Annotated in this window: 19 protein-coding genes; 4 read left to right on the forward strand and 15 right to left on the reverse strand. The window is 39.5% G+C overall.

All coding sequences use genetic code 11. From position 1 onward, the window contains the following. Positions 1 to 2: 2 nt before the first annotated feature. From rlmD to ACTQX6_RS05765, 5 genes are all read right to left on the reverse strand, one after another. Positions 3 to 1,145, reverse strand: coding sequence for a 23S rRNA (uracil(1939)-C(5))-methyltransferase RlmD (gene rlmD, locus ACTQX6_RS05745; protein ID WP_195222692.1), 1,143 nt, complete (start codon positions 1,143 to 1,145; stop codon positions 3 to 5). Beyond that, a complete protein-coding gene (locus ACTQX6_RS05750; protein ID WP_181965534.1) occupies positions 1,135 to 1,740 on the reverse strand; it encodes an HAD family hydrolase in 606 nt (201 codons plus the stop codon). The genes rlmD and ACTQX6_RS05750 overlap by 11 nt, the downstream gene beginning before the upstream one ends. Positions 1,741 to 1,794: 54 nt before the next feature. Beyond that, positions 1,795 to 3,126, reverse strand: coding sequence for an MATE family efflux transporter (locus ACTQX6_RS05755; RefSeq protein WP_229035688.1), 1,332 nt, complete (start codon positions 3,124 to 3,126; stop codon positions 1,795 to 1,797). A gap of 81 nt (positions 3,127 to 3,207) precedes the next feature. Then, positions 3,208 to 5,115 carry a molecular chaperone HtpG gene (gene htpG, locus ACTQX6_RS05760; protein ID WP_294689156.1) on the reverse strand — a complete coding sequence of 636 codons (1,908 nt, stop codon included), beginning with the start codon at positions 5,113 to 5,115 and terminating at the stop codon, positions 3,208 to 3,210. A gap of 95 nt (positions 5,116 to 5,210) precedes the next feature. Then, entirely contained in the window at positions 5,211 to 5,804 is a 594-nt protein-coding gene (locus tag ACTQX6_RS05765) for a GNAT family N-acetyltransferase (protein WP_294689154.1), read from the reverse strand. A gap of 78 nt (positions 5,805 to 5,882) precedes the next feature. On the opposite strand from ACTQX6_RS05765, the gene ACTQX6_RS05770 reads away from it, so the two are divergent. Together ACTQX6_RS05770 and ACTQX6_RS05775 are read left to right on the forward strand one after the other, a co-directional pair. After that, the gene (locus ACTQX6_RS05770; protein ID WP_168965179.1) at positions 5,883 to 6,293 is read left to right on the forward strand and encodes a C-GCAxxG-C-C family (seleno)protein; all 411 of its coding nucleotides are present in this window, start codon (positions 5,883 to 5,885) and stop codon (positions 6,291 to 6,293) included. Positions 6,294 to 6,336: 43 nt separating this feature from the next. Then, a complete protein-coding gene (locus ACTQX6_RS05775; protein ID WP_181965533.1) occupies positions 6,337 to 7,623 on the forward strand; it encodes a M48 family metalloprotease in 1,287 nt (428 codons plus the stop codon). Between the two features lie 19 nt (positions 7,624 to 7,642). Here the strand turns inward: ACTQX6_RS05775 and ACTQX6_RS05780 are convergent, their stop codons facing one another. From ACTQX6_RS05780 to nrdI, 9 genes are all read right to left on the reverse strand, one after another. After that, the gene (locus ACTQX6_RS05780) at positions 7,643 to 8,977 is read right to left on the reverse strand and encodes a DUF2812 domain-containing protein (protein WP_294689151.1); all 1,335 of its coding nucleotides are present in this window, start codon (positions 8,975 to 8,977) and stop codon (positions 7,643 to 7,645) included. Between the two features lie 85 nt (positions 8,978 to 9,062). Beyond that, positions 9,063 to 9,290 carry a heavy-metal-associated domain-containing protein gene (locus ACTQX6_RS05785; protein ID WP_022789272.1) on the reverse strand — a complete coding sequence of 76 codons (228 nt, stop codon included), beginning with the start codon at positions 9,288 to 9,290 and terminating at the stop codon, positions 9,063 to 9,065. Positions 9,291 to 9,318: 28 nt separating this feature from the next. Then, the gene (locus ACTQX6_RS05790) at positions 9,319 to 9,504 is read right to left on the reverse strand and encodes a FeoB-associated Cys-rich membrane protein (RefSeq protein WP_022789271.1); all 186 of its coding nucleotides are present in this window, start codon (positions 9,502 to 9,504) and stop codon (positions 9,319 to 9,321) included. A gap of 19 nt (positions 9,505 to 9,523) precedes the next feature. Beyond that, entirely contained in the window at positions 9,524 to 11,710 is a 2,187-nt protein-coding gene (gene feoB / locus ACTQX6_RS05795; protein WP_117445156.1) for a ferrous iron transport protein B, read from the reverse strand. A 12-nt stretch (positions 11,711 to 11,722) separates the two neighbouring features. Beyond that, positions 11,723 to 11,944 carry a FeoA family protein gene (locus ACTQX6_RS05800; RefSeq protein WP_022789269.1) on the reverse strand — a complete coding sequence of 74 codons (222 nt, stop codon included), beginning with the start codon at positions 11,942 to 11,944 and terminating at the stop codon, positions 11,723 to 11,725. Positions 11,945 to 11,965: 21 nt separating this feature from the next. Next, positions 11,966 to 12,175, reverse strand: a complete 210-nt coding sequence (locus ACTQX6_RS05805) for a FeoA family protein (RefSeq protein ID WP_022789268.1) — start codon at positions 12,173 to 12,175, stop codon at positions 11,966 to 11,968. Positions 12,176 to 12,343: 168 nt separating this feature from the next. After that, on the reverse strand, positions 12,344 to 12,715 hold the full coding sequence (locus ACTQX6_RS05810) for a metal-dependent transcriptional regulator (protein WP_117445154.1): 372 nt from the start codon (positions 12,713 to 12,715) through the stop codon (positions 12,344 to 12,346). 438 nt (positions 12,716 to 13,153) lie between these two features. Beyond that, positions 13,154 to 13,726: a DUF3793 family protein gene (locus ACTQX6_RS05815; protein WP_168965184.1), complete on the reverse strand. Its 573-nt coding sequence runs from the start codon at positions 13,724 to 13,726 to the stop codon at positions 13,154 to 13,156. Beyond that, positions 13,719 to 14,072 carry a class Ib ribonucleoside-diphosphate reductase assembly flavoprotein NrdI gene (gene nrdI, locus ACTQX6_RS05820; RefSeq protein ID WP_117445152.1) on the reverse strand — a complete coding sequence of 118 codons (354 nt, stop codon included), beginning with the start codon at positions 14,070 to 14,072 and terminating at the stop codon, positions 13,719 to 13,721. The genes ACTQX6_RS05815 and nrdI overlap by 8 nt, the downstream gene beginning before the upstream one ends. Before the next feature lie 187 nt (positions 14,073 to 14,259). Here nrdI and ACTQX6_RS05825 point away from each other — a divergent pair, with 187 nt between their 5' ends. Both ACTQX6_RS05825 and ACTQX6_RS05830 read left to right on the forward strand, forming a co-directional pair. Further along, positions 14,260 to 14,520, forward strand: coding sequence for a hypothetical protein (locus ACTQX6_RS05825; RefSeq protein WP_272000552.1), 261 nt, complete (start codon positions 14,260 to 14,262; stop codon positions 14,518 to 14,520). Between the two features lie 20 nt (positions 14,521 to 14,540). After that, positions 14,541 to 15,515 (forward strand): hypothetical protein, encoded by a 975-nt coding sequence (locus ACTQX6_RS05830; RefSeq protein ID WP_272000553.1) that lies wholly within the window; start codon positions 14,541 to 14,543, stop codon positions 15,513 to 15,515. A 215-nt stretch (positions 15,516 to 15,730) separates the two neighbouring features. On the opposite strand, the gene ACTQX6_RS05835 is transcribed toward ACTQX6_RS05830, so the two are convergent. Beyond that, on the reverse strand, positions 15,731 to 17,027 hold a 1,297-nt coding region (locus ACTQX6_RS05835; protein ID WP_441657340.1), incomplete at its 5' end, for an SHIRT domain-containing protein.

The raw sequence follows: 17,027 nt of genomic DNA on the forward strand, positions 1-17,027 counted from the left end.
ACTTATCTTCTTGTCAACAATACGACACTTTCTACATTGGTCGTATTCGGAAACATGTCCACCAGATCCATGGTTTTTGCCTTATAGCCCTGGCGAAAGAACAGATGTAAGTCACGGACCAGACTTCGTGGATCACAGGAGATATATAAGATCTTTTTAGGATGCAAAGCACAGGCATTCTCAATAAATGTCGGTGTCGTTCCAGCTCTAGGCGGATCTAATACGATCACATCAAAATGAGTGTGATGCTTTTTGGCTTCTTCCATAAAACGTGTGGAATCCATAGAAACAAAACGCGCGTTCTTTATGCGATTTTGTTTAGCATTTTCTTTGGCAAACCCAATCGAGTCCGCATTGATTTCCACCCCTGTCACCATTTTACAAAAATCTGCCAGGCTTAAACCGATCGTACCAATACCACAATAAGTATCCAATACCGTTTCCTGTCCCTGCAGCTGCAACTTTTCTTTGGCCACCTTATACAATAACTCACACTGGTCATGATGAACCTGATAAAAGGTATTAGCGCCCATCGTAAAATCTAAACCGCAAAGCTTGTCTGTAATCGTACCATCACCATATAAGACAAAAGCTTCATTTTCTAAGACCACGGATGTGTTTCGCGGATTCACGCTTTGAAGAATCGTTTTGATTTCTTTAAATTCACTCACTAAGGCATTCACCAGATTTCGCCGGGAAGGAAAAGCTCTTTTGGCTGTCACAAAGACGATCATAACCTGATTGGTTTGGCTGGCATAACGAATCAGAACATGGCGCAGAAGCCCGGTTCCGGTTTTTTCGTTATACAACTCGATCTTCATGGAATCTACCAGTTCGGTGATACGTCCGATGATCGCATCCACATTTCTTGGATGCATTAAACAATTCTTTGTAGCCACTACGGCATGGGAATGTGGTGCATACAATCCAGATACCACTTTCCCTTTGTATTTGGCAAAACCAACGATTATCTTATTACGATAGCCTTTGATGCGATTGGCTTTATATACATTCTCAATTTGAAGCTTTAACCGATTTCTCTTTAACAAGGCTTCCACGTTGTTCTTTTTTTCCTGTATCTGTTTTTCATAATCCAGATGCAGTAAGTTGCATCCCCCACAAATTTTACTGACTTTACACTTCATGAATCTTTTCCCTAACTTTCTGTTTGATTTCTTCGGGGTTTCGTAAGGTTATGACATGAAACCCCAGCTGCCTGGCTGCCTGTGTATTTTCTTCTTTATCATCAATAAAAAGACATTCCTGAGCCTTTAAATCATACCGCGACAATAAAAGCTGAAAAATGGCCGGATCCGGTTTGATCAATCTATCCTGATACGAGTAAATACCACCATCCACATCCGCAAATATATTGTTATGCTCAATAAAATATTGATACGAATCTTCCGGTATATTGGAGAGAATATAGATCTTATACCCTTCTTCTTTTAACTGTTTCATCAATTGTATGCTGCGATCAAAAGGTTTCACATAACGTGCCCATGTCGGTATCAGCCTTTCAATCTCTTCTTTGTAACAAGGCATACGTTTAATGGCCGCTTTTTTTAATGTAGCAGCGGAATATAGCCCTTGATCATATGCATGCCACAATCTTTCTTCAAAAAAGAGCGTATAGAGATCCTGTGCTGTTTTCACATCTTTATAAAAGTCATTTAAAAATTCTTTTGGCTGAAACGTTGCCAGAACATTTCCTACATCAAATACAATATTTTTTATCATAGTCATAAGTATATCAAAAAGTCATAAAAAAGAATATGTTTCTATAGGACCGAATCAAAAGAGACTTCTATGTCGAATCATATAATAGAGATAATACAAAGAAGACAATCCCCATGTTAAAGGATAGACCCAATAGACAAATTGAATATCATAAAAAAGAGAACCGGTCACACTTAAAAAGACAACTCGTGCAACGCACCAGCATAAAATCATGACCATCATCGGTATCATAGGCTTTCCGGCGCCGCGCTGCAAGGCCGAGAACGCATGGGTAAATGCCAACAAGCAGAAAAAGAAACCGGCAATCTGCGCGCGATCCACGCCAAAGGCGATCACTTCCGGATTTTGATCAAACAACATAACCAATGGTTTGGCAAAGATCACGGTTCCAATACCGATCAATTCCGCTAACAGCACACTGCATATGATTCCGAAAACAGCTCCTTTTTTGGCCCTTTCCTTTTGACGGGCACCTAAATTTTGTCCGACAAAGGTCGTAATCGCATTATTGAAGCTGATGATCGGTAAAAAGGCAAAGCCTTCGATCTTTGAATAAGCCCCACAGCCGGCCATCGCCATGGCACCAAATATATTGATATTGGATTGCACCACCACATTGGCAACTCCGGTAATGGAATTTTGAATCCCACTGGGAATTCCATTGCGTAAGATTTCCATTAACATCTCTTTTTCAATTCGAATATCGCGAAAAACCAGTCGATAACTTTCCTTACTGTTATGAAAAAGACGCATACATAAAAATGCGCTGACAAACTGCGAAAGGATTGTTGCGAAGGCGGCCGCTTCGACACCCATACCACACCAGGCGATCAAAATATAATCTAGAACGATATTAATCAGACTGGAGATGATCAAATAATATAAAGGATGTTTACTATCTCCCAGAGCCTGCAGGATGCCGACAAAAATATTGTACATAACAAGACCCAGCCCTCCGGCAAAATATACACGAAAATACTTCAGTGATTCTGGCATCACCGTATCAGGCGTACCCATCAATTCTAAGATCCAGGGTGCTAAAAGAATACCGGCAGCCATCAATACGGCTGACATGATAAATCCAAAGGCAATATCGGTATGAATGGCAATCTTCAATCTTTCATAATTCTGTGCTCCAAAATAGCGGGCAATCACAACACCGGCTCCTAACGCAATACCGTTAAACAAGCCAATCATCATAAAAATCAAATTACCGGAAGAACTGACCGCAGCCAGCGCTTCACTGCCTAAATAGTTTCCTACGATCAAAGAATCCGCTGCATTATATAATTGTTGAAATAAATTACTAAAGAAGATCGGCAGCGCAAAAAGAACCATCTGCTTCCAAATTACACCTTTTGTCATTGTCTTTTGTAGAACTGCCATAGTAAGACCCCTTGACCATTATAAGCATAAATCCTTCCTACGCCAAGAATATTTCCGATAATAAAAGTAGGATTTTGCATCCTACTTATGACTATCTACTAATAATTCACAGATTTTACGTGAATAAGCAATTGGATCTTCGATGGTAAAGCCCTCAATCAGCAAGGCTTGATCATACAATACATCCGCTACTTCTTTGACCTTTTCTTTATCTTTGGCATACAGCTCTTTTAATGTAGAGAAGATCGGATGCGATGGATTGATTTCCAAAATACGCGTTGCCTTCATCGGCCCCATTGGATTGTCACCCGGCATATTCGCAAATACTTTTTCCATCTCAAAAGACAGTCCTTCTCCAGCTGTTAAACAAACCGGATCCTCACTTAAACGATTGGAAAGTTTTACTTCACTGACCTTATCCTTCAAGCTTTCTTTCATGAAGTCCAGAAGATCTTTATTATCTTCTTTTGTCTTCTCCAGTTCCTTTTTCTCTTCTTCGGTATTTAGATCCAAATCCCCTTGTGTCGCATTCTTAAATGTCTTTTCACGATAGTTCATCAATGTATTCATGACAAATTCATCAACTTCATCGGTCAGATATAAAACCTCAAACTCTTTCTTCTTCAAGGTTTGAACGATTGGTAACTTATCGATCAAGGCCACATCCTTACCGGATACATAGTAGATATCCTTCTGGTCTTCCTTCATACGATTTACATATTCGTTTAACGTAACCAGCTTTTGTTCTTTAGAAGAATAGAATAATAATAAATCCTGGAACTTGTCTTTATCCATACCATAGTTGTTATAGACACCAAATTTTAGATTGATGCCAAATTCTTTCCAGAATTTTTCGTATTCTTCTCTTTCTTTTGTCAACATTGTCGTCAGTTCACTTAAGACCTTTTTCTCAATACGAGAAGCGATTGTCTTTAATTGATGATCGTGCTGCAGCATTTCACGAGAGATATTTAAGGACAAATCTTGTGAATCAACTAACCCCTTAACAAAGCGAAGGCTGTCCGGCAGCAGTTCTTCGGCATGATCCATGATGAATACGCCTTTACAATACAACTGCAAGCCTTTTTTATAATCCTGTTGGTAGAATCCCTGCGGTACATGGCTTGGAATATATAATAAAGCGGTAAAGCTGACATTTCCTTCCACGCTGAAATGAATTACACGCTGTGGATCCTGAAAATCAAAGAAATGATCTTTATAGAACTGATTGTATTCTTCTTCGGTAATCTTTGATTTTTGACGTTTCCATAAAGGCACCATGGAATTCAACGTCTGATCCTCGATGACAGTTTCATATTCCGGTTTATCGGAATCTTTGGTTTCTTCTTTAACTTTGGAAGTTTCTACATTCATATGGATCGGATAACGAATATAGTCCGAATATTTACGTACCAGTTCTTTTAATTCATATGTTTCCAGATATTGGGAGTATTTTTCTTCCTCCGTATCTTCTTTTAAGGAAAGGATAATAGTTGTACCATGTCCATCTCTTTCGGCTTCTTCCATGGTATAACCACTTTCGCCATCACTTTCCCAGCGCCAGGCTGGTTCCTCTTCCTTTTTCGAAATGACAACCAGATCCTTTGCCACCATAAAAGCAGAATAGAATCCGACACCAAACTGTCCGATGATGTCAACATCACTCTTTGACTCATCATCCATCTGTTCTTTGAACGCTAAAGAACCACTTTTTGCGATCGTACCCAGATTTTCTTCCAGTTCTTCTTTGTTCATACCGATCCCATTATCGATGATTGTTAACGTACGTGCTTCTTTATTGGGTTCCAAACGAATCTCAAACTGATCCGGACTGACATGTCCTGCATGTTCATAATAATATTTATCAATCGCATCACTGGCATTGGAAATCAATTCACGTAAAAAGATTTCCTTGTGCGTATAAATCGAATTGATCATCAGATCCAACAATCGTTTTGATTCGGCTTTAAATTGTTTTTTTCTGGTCATATTACCACTCCTTTTAGCACTCTTCTATTTAACCTGCTAATATAGTGTACAATACAGCTTTAGCACTGTCAAGACTGATCTGCTAAAAAAGCGATTCAATGTCGAATCGCCTTCTCTCGAAGTATCCGTGTAACCTTCTCCCAGGCCTCTTGTGTATGATCGGCATCCTCATGATCGGTTGCCCCTAAATATGGAGTAAAGCCTAATCGGGCATATAAGGCAATAGCTCCATAGCTTTGCGATTGTGTAACCAGATACAAGGGATATTTGCCTGGCGTTTCATCGTATTTCATACAAAGCCTTGTCAGCATGCTTTGGGCAATCTTTTTATGCTGCGCCTTTTCTTTAACGGCCACAAAATGGATGCGTAAGCGTGAAACCTCAAAATCATGACCAAACCAAAGACCAGCCGATGCGACGATCTCTCCTGTTTTATCGGCTACAAACAAAAAATTCTGTGCAAAGAAATCAGCATCCTCTTCTAACATAGATGCCAGCTTTTGTCGGGCTTCTGAAATAGAATCAAACAAGCCTGCTTCATACTGCACCTTGCACCAGTCCTCGTTCAAGCTTTTGTCATAAGGTACATAATGATAATCTTCATGCAGCTTCACTTCTTTTCGAATCGTCTTTTTAGGAAGTACCATCAATACTCGGATAAAGGGTACACTTTTATCTAATACAGTCATATTTTCCTCCAGGTCGATTCCATTTTAGCATAATTGCGATTTTGAAGGAATTGTGTCAAAATAAATTCGGTGATTAAAATGACATTACAAGAAACAATTCAAAAGTATTACGTACAAGGAAACTACAACTGTTCAGAAACCTTGATCCATGCCGCCAATGAGTATTACGATCTAAAGCTGGACGAGGACTCTATGAAAGTCTTATCCGGTTTTGGCGGCGGTATGTTTGTCGGCTCTACCTGTGGGGCACTCATCGGCAGTGTGGCAGCCGTATCTAAAAAAGTGATTCAGTCAAAAGCGCATGAAGAAATCGACACATTTCGCCCACAGATTCAAAAATGCGTACGAAACTTCAAAGAAAAGCTGGGTGGAATGGACTGTAAAGACATTAAGCCGATCCACCATGACAAAGAATCGCGTTGTTTAAAAACTTGTCTTTTGGCAGGAGAAGCATTAGAACAAACCATGAAAGAACTGGAGCTGGACTGATGTCCACTCTTTTTCTTATCTGTAAAAAAAGGAGAGTATGATTTTGATAAAGCTACTGTTGATCATTTTTTCATTTGGTAATTTCTTCTATGAAATGTTGACCTATGCCCTGATCCTTCATCAAAGAAAAAAGCCGCTGCCAGATACGATCAAAGATATTTATCCAGAAAAACGTTATCAAACTTTTTTAGCCTATAAGAAAGACTATCGTAAGATTTTTATCTTTGAGCAAGTATTTACTCTTTGTCTGCAGCTTTTTTGTATTCTTTCCCCATTTTATACCTGGCTGCAGGATGCAAATCCCTATATCTGCCTTTTGAAGACTGTCCTTGTATTCATTGCGATCGAGTGTGTGAGCGATCTTCCTGTTTCTTATTACAGCACCTTCACCATTGAGGAAAAGTATGGGTTAAATCATCAGACAAAAAAAGACTTCTTTAAAGATGTCTGTATTGAAAAGATTACTGAATTTTTGATGTTGTCGATCTTTTTTGCCTTTTTGATATGGGTTGCCACTCATTTAGAAGATTGGACACATCACTTTTCCATCTCCTTTGCACAAGCTTTTTTGATTGGTCTTTTGATTGTCGCAGCCGGTTTTATCATCATGACTTTATTGAGCCTATTCAGTTTGGCAGCCATGCGCCTTCAATATAAATTTACCGAATTGGAAGATGGTAGCCTGCGCCAACAGATTCTTACCTTTTTAAAAGAATCCAGAAAGAAAGTACATCATATCAAAGTTTATGATGAATCTAAAAAATCCAACTCTAAAAACGCCTTTTTGTTAAAGTTTTTAGGCTATCGAGAATTTGGTATTGCGGATAACTTTCTGGAAGAAAATTCACAAGATGAACTCTATGCCGTTTTATTGCACGAAATAGGGCATTTGAAACATAAAAAAAATTTGTGGAATTACACACAATACGCTTTTGGGATCGCATTGTTTCTGGGACTGGTATGGTTGATCAGCCATGCACCAGTCGTACTGACCTTTAATGGAATGATCAATACAGAGTTTCATTTATCTTATACCAACTACTATTTGACACTCAGTATCTTTCTTACATTTTGTAAGCCCTTCTTGTTTCTATGGAACTTGTTTAGAAACTATGTCTCCTGTAAGGAAGAACAGGAAGCTGATTTTAATGCCGTTGATCACGGCTATGGACAAGCCTTGATTCAAACCTTTAAAAAGATCTCTTCGGATGAACTGATTGATATCAACCCTCATCCATTGATTGAGTTAATAGAGTATGATCATCCTGGCATGTATAAAAGAATCTCTTATATTCAGAAACGCATGAAAAAAGGAAATGATGCGGTGTAGCTTCATTCCCTTTTTTATGTTATTTATTTTTTCGTTTGCCGAATCGCCGTTTCTTTTCCGGTTCTTCCTCTTCGATTTCAAAGGAATCCTCTTCTTCTACTTCATCGCCTTCCTCATCTAAATCTTCCCATTGTGAATCCAGATCATCTTCGGTCTGATCATCTGGAATCAGTCCTTCATTTTTGAATGTTTCTTCTCTTTCGCGAACACGAAGTCTTGCCTTCAACAAACGAACCTTTTTCTTAGAAGATGCAAGCATTCTTCCATACATACAAAAGAAGATAAAGGAAATCAAGAATAAGACGGCACAGGCCGCAATGACCGCAATAAATCCATTAAACAAATACTGCAGATAGGCCGCACAGGCACAAATCGCCATACAGATGAAGAATAAAAACATGGTAGAACGACAAGAATTGGCATGTTTTTTAAAGAATTTGAACTTTTCGGCTTCATTTGGAATTTCTTTTTTCAGATCATCGCCCTGAAGTTCATTTCTAAAAACAAACCATCCGGCATCTTTTTTCTTTTTAGCCGGCACACGAGAAACCAGCTTCCATCCATCCGCTTCCCATTTACGCCATTCATGAGCCGAAGGTTCTACTACAAAATAACAGATAGAATAGTAATAGTCTCTAGGCTCTTCTTTGACAAAGAAATATTTCTTTCCTACATTACGTACATAGTGGAAGCCTTCTTTTGACTGTTCTTCCAGATATGCTTCCTCTTTATCATAGTGAGAGAGAAGAAATCTCTTTTTCTCCACATACAGATCATCTTCATCGTATTGATTTTCATCTTCCAAAGATGTTTCAATTTCCGAGTCATCTACTTCGGATTCCTCTTCCATTTCCACTTCTTTTGGTTCCTCGACCTCTTCTTCTACGACTTCAGCCACTTCTTCCGGCTGTTCTTCATCAACCTGTGCTTCTTCGCTAACCAGCTCTTCTTCCTGTTCCAACACTTCGTCTTCAACAGGGATCGGTTCCACCTTTACTTCTTCTACGATTGGTTTTGGCTCTTCCGGCTTAACTTCCTGCGGCTCCTGTTTTTTCTGTGAACGTTTTAATGGCTGTGGCTTCAAACCTTCTGCCACAAAAATATCTTGGACTTCCACATCTTCATTATCAAACACAGAAGCTTTTACTTTCACCTGGGCATGTCTTTGTGAACGTTTCCCAAAGATCTTGTGCTTCGGTTCTTCCTTTTGCGTTGTATCAATTTCAAACACACTGGAGGCATCAAATCCCTTTAAATCCGGTTCCTTGATCTGCAAAGAAGAAATCGTCTCGTTTTCCTGCAGTGCTTTCAGCTGTTCCAATGCACTTTTTTCTTTCTTGTTTTGATCTGCCATGTTCATCACTCCGAATCATAAATCATATCTATATTACACTTTTTTAGTAAGTTTCGTCAAATCAGATTCCGGAATCCACAGCAGATCATTCATCTTCGCTTTGTTCCACACTTTTTAAGGTATATCCCGTTTCATCGATTACTTTTTTCAAAGCTCTCGTATCGATCTTTTCATACGATACGATCACAGTTTGTCCTTTTTTATGCGAAGACTTTACCTTTTTTACATCAAAATGCTTACGGATGGCCGCGTTGATATGGCTTTCGCACATACCACACATCATACCTTCTATCTTTAGAATTGTTTTTACCATGTGAATCTCCTTAAAAAATAAGAGCAGATCACTTCATCTGCTCCTTTAGTTTAATTTCTTTACGAATGGCTTCCCAGTCATGATGGCAGCCTGTCGAGCCACATGATGAGCAGTCCCCAGTACACTGTTTAGGGTTCTTTCGTTGCTCCCACATCGAGCGTACGACCAGAAAAACGATAATAGAAAGTATGCCGATGACAATCAGATTTCCCATATCGTTTCCTCCTTCCAATCTATTTTACAGCTTGAATTTGGTTAATGTTCAAAGCTTCTGATTTAGGCTTATAGCCTGGTCTAAATAAAAGATATAAGATTAAGATCAATAATGCAAGGGCAATGATCGTCCAGAAACCAAAACTGACTTCTCCAAGCAACAATCCGCCCAGCTGATATACAATCAAAGAAGAAACATAAGCAAACACGCACATATAACCAATGGAGGCCACGGTCCAGGTCTTATTGTTCATTTCTCGACGAATGGCTCCCATAGCTGCAAAACAAGGAGCACAAAGTAAGTTAAAGATCATAAAGCTGTAAGCGGCAATCGGTGTAAAATCACGGGCAATCAATGTCCAAATCTCATTTCCTTCCTCAGAAACCTCAGAGAAGTTATACAGTACACCAAATGTGTTGACCACTTCTTCTTTGGCAATCAAGCCGGTAAATGTGGCCACTGTTGCTTTCCAGGCCATATCGCCAACCCAGCCAAGAGGAGCAAAGATCCATGCAATCGCACTTCCCAGACTAGCCAGAAGACTGGTGTTATTATCGTCAACCATTCCAAACTGACCATCGGTAAAGCCAAATCCCTGCAGGAACCAAAGAACGATAGAACTCAACAAGATAATCGTTCCGGCACGTTTGATAAAGCTCCATCCTCTTTCCCAGGTAGCACGAAGCACATTGCCGACACTTGGCAAATGATATGCCGGCAGCTCCATGACAAACGGAGCGGGTTCACCGGCAAAAGCCTTAAACTTTTTAAGCATGATTCCGCTGATGACAACAGCTGCGATTCCAATCACAAAAGCACTGGTTGCGACAAGAGAGCTTCCGCCAAAGACGGCACCGGCAAATAAACCGATGATCGGCATTTTAGCGCCGCAGGGGATAAATCCTGTTGTCATGATCGTCATCTTACGATCACGATCTTGTTCGATCGTACGACTGGCCATGATACCCGGAACCCCACATCCGGTTGCGACAAGCATCGGAATAAAGCTTTTTCCGGATAATCCAAAACGACGGAAGATACGATCCATAATAAACGCAACACGAGACATATAGCCTACATCTTCCATGATCGACAACAAGAAGAACAAGACAAGTATCTGTGGTACAAAACCTAATACGGCACCCACACCTCCTACAATTCCATCCATAATCAAGCCATACAGCACATCATTGACATGCAGACTTGTCAAAATGCCCTCAAAGAAATTCGGAACGATTTCGCCAAACAGCACATCATTGGCCCACTCTGTACCCATGGTACCAATCGAAATAGAAGTACCTCCCATCGCAATCGTATAGACACAATACATAATGAGAACAAAAATCGGTAAGGCCAAAATACGGTTTGTCACGATTCTATCGATCTTATCTGAAATCGATAATTCATGTTTAGAGCCTTTCTTTTTTACCGCATGGGAAACAATTTTCGTAATAAAGTCATAGCGCTGTGAAGTAATAATACTTTCAGAATCATCATCCATCTTTTCTTCTACAGATTGGATCCATGGTTCAATCTGACTTTTTTGTGCCGTATCAAGCTGAATAAACTCATCGATTCTTTCATCACGCTCAAAGACCTTGACCGCATACCAGCGAAGCATGGTACGATTCACCTGATTTTCGATGACATCCTCAATTTTCTTTAAGACCGTTTCAATATCTTTCGTATAAGATTGCGAAATCTTTGCGACACGATGACTTTTGGCAACCTCTACAGCCTTTAAGGCTGCCTCTTTAGTTCCCTTTCCTTTTAAGGCACTGATTTCAATAACCGGACAATCCAGCTCCTGTGAAAGCTTGGAAATGTCGATCTTATCCCCGTTTCGTTCTACCAGATCCATCATATTAACAGCCACAACCATCGGAATACCCAATTCCAACAATTGTGTCGTCAAATATAAGTTACGCTCGATATTCGTACCGTCAACGATATTCAAAATGGCATCCGGTTTTTCCTTCACCAGATAATTTCGTGATACGACCTCTTCTAACGAATACGGTGAAAGAGAATAGATACCCGGTAAATCCTGGATCGTAACCTCGTTATGTCCTTTTAATGTTCCTTCTTTTTTTTCTACCGTGACACCAGGCCAGTTTCCTACCCGTTGTCTGGAACCCGTCAAATTATTAAATAACGTTGTTTTTCCACTGTTCGGATTTCCTGCTAAAGCAATTTTTATTTCCATACAAAACCCTTCCTATTCTACCTCGATCATCTGTGCATCTTGTTTACGTACCGATAATTCATAGCCCCGAATATTCAATTCGATCGGATCGCCTAATGGCGCTACCTTGCGTATATGGATCTCTACCCCTTTGGTAATTCCCATATCCATAATGCGACGTTTCACGGCACCTGTACCTGTGATCTTTTTAACAAAAACCGTTTCTGAAGGTTTGCAATCTTTGAGTGTCTTCATTCTCTCATCCTTTCCTGAATTCTATACCATGATTCGATTGGCCAGAGACTTATCCAATGCGATTCGAACACCTTTGATCTCCACGATTAAGTTACCACGAATGCTTTGAACGACAGAGACTGTTTCATTCTCCATGATTCCCAGGTTTCGCAAATGGGTTCGAATTTTATCCTGCCCTGTAATTTTCACAATGACATATTCTTTGCTCATTTGTGCAAATGTTAATGGCATAGCATCCCTCCTAAGTTAACGCTTTCTAATTAGCATTATCTAACCACAAAGTTAGTTTACACTTACCACAGAAATAAGTCAAGTCTAATTAGAAGCATTTAACTTGAAAAATTATGCGAATTGTGCATAAAAAAAGAATACATGTCAAAACACATATCCTTTCTTCAATTATTCATGAAGCTCATAATACTTCTTGATTGCCTGAAACGTCTCATCGCTGATGACATGCTCCAAGCGACAGGCATCTTCTTCAGCCGTAAACTTATTCACTCCGATCTGTTGAAGCATTTTGGTAAAGAATTCATGCCGCTGGTACGTATGTTGGGCCGTTTTTTGTCCTTCCCTTGTCAGCTTAACTGATTTATCCGGATGGATCTGAATCAGCTTGTCTGCCTGTAAGATCTTTAATGCGTGAGAAACGCTGGATTTTGAGAAACCCAGATAACTCGCAATATCAATATTATGCACAGTATCCAACTGCTTTTCTAAAATCAAAATAGCTTCCAAGTAGTCTTCTAACGATTGTCCCAATTCCTGCATTTCTATATTCTCCTTTCGCACAAAAAGCCCCTGAGGGCTTTTCTATCCTTGATCGTACTTAGAAATTAAATAAGGTAAGGTATAGGTATATTGAGGAAATTCTTAAATCAGAGCTCCTATGCGCGCTGCATAGAAAGATACGATCAAGAGTGCTAATAAATTCTTAATTTCAGACTTCTTTACAACGACTGTTTGCCGTTGTATCCTTTCAAGATATCTGGAAAATATCCCGAAAAACACCATTTGACCATAGACTACTTATTCTATAAAAGAGTCGAATGAGTTTATATCTAGAATCAGAATGAATAGCAGTCTTTTTATAGTCTTTTCGAGAGTCATCTCGAAACGCGGCAGTTATCAGTTATAAACCTCTAACTGATGACGTTAGATTACTCTAACTTTCTATGAAAGTCAAGCCAAACGATTGAATCAAAGCAGCTAAGCCTGTGTTTCCATCAATTGTTCAATGCGACATCCATTTTCTACACCTCGAATAAATTGATTACGAACATATTCAAAGAGTGAAAATAATTCCTTGCAACGGGTAACACTATTTTGATCATAGACCTTCCAGGCTCCCATACAACAACATGGTTTATTCTGAATAAAACCTAGCACGTCTTCTAACGGATATCCCAAAAAGATACCGATTTCATGCGGATACGTCGCTTCTTCCATTCTTTTTTCCAAAAAATCCAGGCAGGCAGTGGGTGAGTGTGTAGGATACCCAAGACGTTCTAAAAACACTCGGATTTTTTCTTGTTTCAGGATTTTTATAAAACTGTCGATCGAGTATAAATAAAATGTGATGCGCGGTCGTTCTGCCTGCAAGATACGAAAAGTCAAACCTTTTTGTCTAAACTTTTCGTTATATTCTAGAATTATCTCCTCAGCACAAGGAAACAATGTTCTAGACACATGAAACATATTCGCTATTTTGTACCCCTTGAGCGTAGGTGCACAATGATAGGCTAACAATTCTTCAAATTGATACTGTTCTGTTTTACACATTGGATAAAATCGCTTGCATAGCTTCGATATCCGCTGCTTCACCGGCATTTTCTACTTTGTACAGACATTCCACGCCATATTCATCCGCAATTTTATCACCTGCTTGACAATATGCCTCTCCATAACTCGTGTCCCCAGAAACAATAACACCTTTCAGATTTTGCCCATTGGCCATCAAAAAAGACTCAACTTCCATAGGAATATCGCCATATCCATCGGTATACGTAAATAAGATAAATGGCTCTTCCATCACTTCATCACCCGATTGAATACATAAAGCATCTAAACCCAACTCTGATACAATGCTTTGTACATTCCCTGTCCGGGAAGCATATACATATTTCATAAAAACGTACCTCCTGTTAGTTATCACTAACTCTATAGTTAGTTTAAACTAACACAATGCAGATGTCAAGACTTTTTATCTTTTCTGTCGCCATTAAGGGAAAATGTCACCCTTCGTTAAGCGAAAATGTCACCTATCATAAACCGAGCAGATATAATCTTCTTTATCTTGTAATAAAGGAAGTTATATGAAAAAAGACAAACTATCCGCTTTAGAGTTGTTAAAGCAGAAACAAGCAGATTCTACTCTCACCTATGAATGTATTTCTAAACGTACCGGTTATTCAAAAAGACAGTTGATCCGACTCTACAATCAACTGTCCGATAACGGGAATCTTCAGATTCTTTCCAAACACGCTAATACCGGAAAAGAACCTGTCAATAAAGCTGATCCATCTGAAATCGATTTCTTGATCCGCCTTAAAAAGATTACCCTGCTATTACCATAGCACAGTTTCGTGATATCTATATGGAAGATTTTATCCAAAATCCGAATATGGCCCATCTTGTTTTAGAACATCATCTGGTAGAGCGTAGCCCCAGCTGGTTTCGAAATCTTTTTATTCAGCAGGGCTGGAAATCCCCTGAAAATCGAAGGCCCTTACGCCGGGATTTTCGTGCAATTCATCCATTACGTATCCCTTCGCCACAAAGAGGAATGTTGATTCAAATTGACGGTACGCCATATGATTGGTTTGGCAACGGTGAACAATGGACACTCCATCTCGCCGTCGATGATGCGACATCTGAGGTGTTGGCAGGTATCTTTATGCCCACAGAAAGACAGCTTGGATATTGTCAACTATTGAGAATCATTCTATTAAAATACGGAATACCCATGGCTCTGTATTCCGACAAACATTCCATATTTTTATCGCATAAGGAAGATTCTCTTACACAATTTGGCATGATGATGGAGGATCTTGGCATTGAGATGATCTACGCCAACACTTCCCAGGCAAAAGGCCGTGTAGAACGCTATAACGGAACTGTACAAAGAAGATTGCCGAATGACATCAGGCGATTCAAGATTCAAACTTATGATGAATTGAACGAATGGTTTAATTCTTTTTATATTTCCTATATCAGTAAGAAATTCGCGTTTGTTCCTACAGATCCCAATGATGCCTTTATCCCTCTAGACGGTGCAGATATCAGCGACATATTCACGCTGCGATATGAACGAACGATACAAAACGATATGTTCAGTCTAAATGGAGTCTACTATCACGTAATGGATCAACAAAATAAACCCAAGCACATCATCAATGGTACTAAGATACAGATTCGTATCAATGTATTCAGTCAGGAGGCATATGTACTTCGATACGGTAAAAAAAGTCCTATAAAGATGATCCATAGCCGAAAAAGAAAAATGTCTAAAATGGCAGATAATCAAAAAGATCTGCAAATAATATTAGATCAACTTAGAAAAGAGAACTAAATTAAAATCACCTAATGTGAAATAAATCACATTAGGTGACATTATCGCTTAACGTTAACAGACTTTTTATCTTTTCTATATTTCACAAAGTCACCGTACAGTAAAATGCAGCTTCTCAAAAGAGAATGCCCCTAAAACAATATACCCTCCCTAACTAACAGAATCAGATGGGAGGGTATTTAAATACGATTATAATTGATAAAATGACAAGGATGTTATTTCTTCTTGCGTTTCAAAAGTACAGCCAACATGGCAGAGAGGCTGCCAAATGCAGTCCATAATGACATCATACTTCCTACAGCTGTGTTAACACGCTTTGTTTTTGTTGATGCAGATGTTTTGTTTGTTGGCTGCCCTTTTTCTTTACCAGGAGTTTTCTCGGTCGGTGCCGGTGTATATTCCCAGCGTCCTACAAATGTTACATCCTGTCCATGAACGACTTTTTCGCTAGCATCATAACCCAAGAAAGTCCAAGTTCCATTGGCAAGTACAACTTTCTGCCCCATCGGCAAGATAGCGTGAACAGTTTCTCCATCTCGGTAATCAGAGCGGTCATTTGGTAACATAGATAAAATCACATCCGGCAGGTTATACTGGCTATCCGTTGAAACAAACTGATAGTGACCGTGGTAATACACTAGATTCTCTTCGTTCTCTGCAACAAATTTCCATGTTCCAACAAATTCCACACCAGCATGATTCACTACCTTTTCCTGTGCATCAAACCCTTCAAATAGCCAGGTACCATTCGCAACTTTTACCTGTCCTTGCAGTAAATCTTTTACATGCACAGTCGTCTGATCTTCATAATCTTTCTCATCGAAAGGCAGAAGGATATTCACTTCTTCCGGTAAATCTAATCCTGAAGTCAAAGACACAAATCGATAGGAAACCGGATATCTATTCGCTTCAAACACCCATGTACCAATAAAAGATACATTAGCATTTTGAACGGTCTTTGTATCAGCATCGTAACCCTTGAAGACCCATTCTCCATTTTCAACAGTAACCTTTTGTTGAGCTGGTAAAATAGTCGATACTACTTCGTGATTAGAATATCCCTGTGTATCTACCGGTAATAAATCCATAACTTCTTGTGGAAGATCATAGTCATCACTACCCGAACCAAAATGATAAACCACATGATATTCTTTTGGCGTATAGGTCCAGGTTCCCACAAATTCCACATTGTCGCGGTTCACTGTTTTCTCGGCTTCATCATACGATACAAAGTTCCAGGTTCCATCCTGTACTTCTACGGAAGTCTGGCTTGGCGCCTTGGACGTTACTTTGGCTTCGTTTTCATATGCGTTGTCATCGCTTGGAAGCAGTGCTTTGACTTCTTCCGGCAGTTCCATGGAATCGGTTCCGGATTCAAAACGATAACTTGCTTTATACGTCTTTGGCGTATAGGTCCAGGTTCCCACAAATTCCACATTGTCGCGGTTCACTGTTTTCTCGGCTTCATCATACGATACAAAGTTCCAGGTTCCATCCTGTACTTCTACGGAA

The sequence above is a fragment of the Faecalicoccus sp. LCP19S3_E2 genome (assembly GCF_052121255.1).
Taxonomy (GTDB): Bacteria; Bacillota_I; Bacilli_A; order Erysipelotrichales; family Erysipelotrichaceae; genus Faecalicoccus.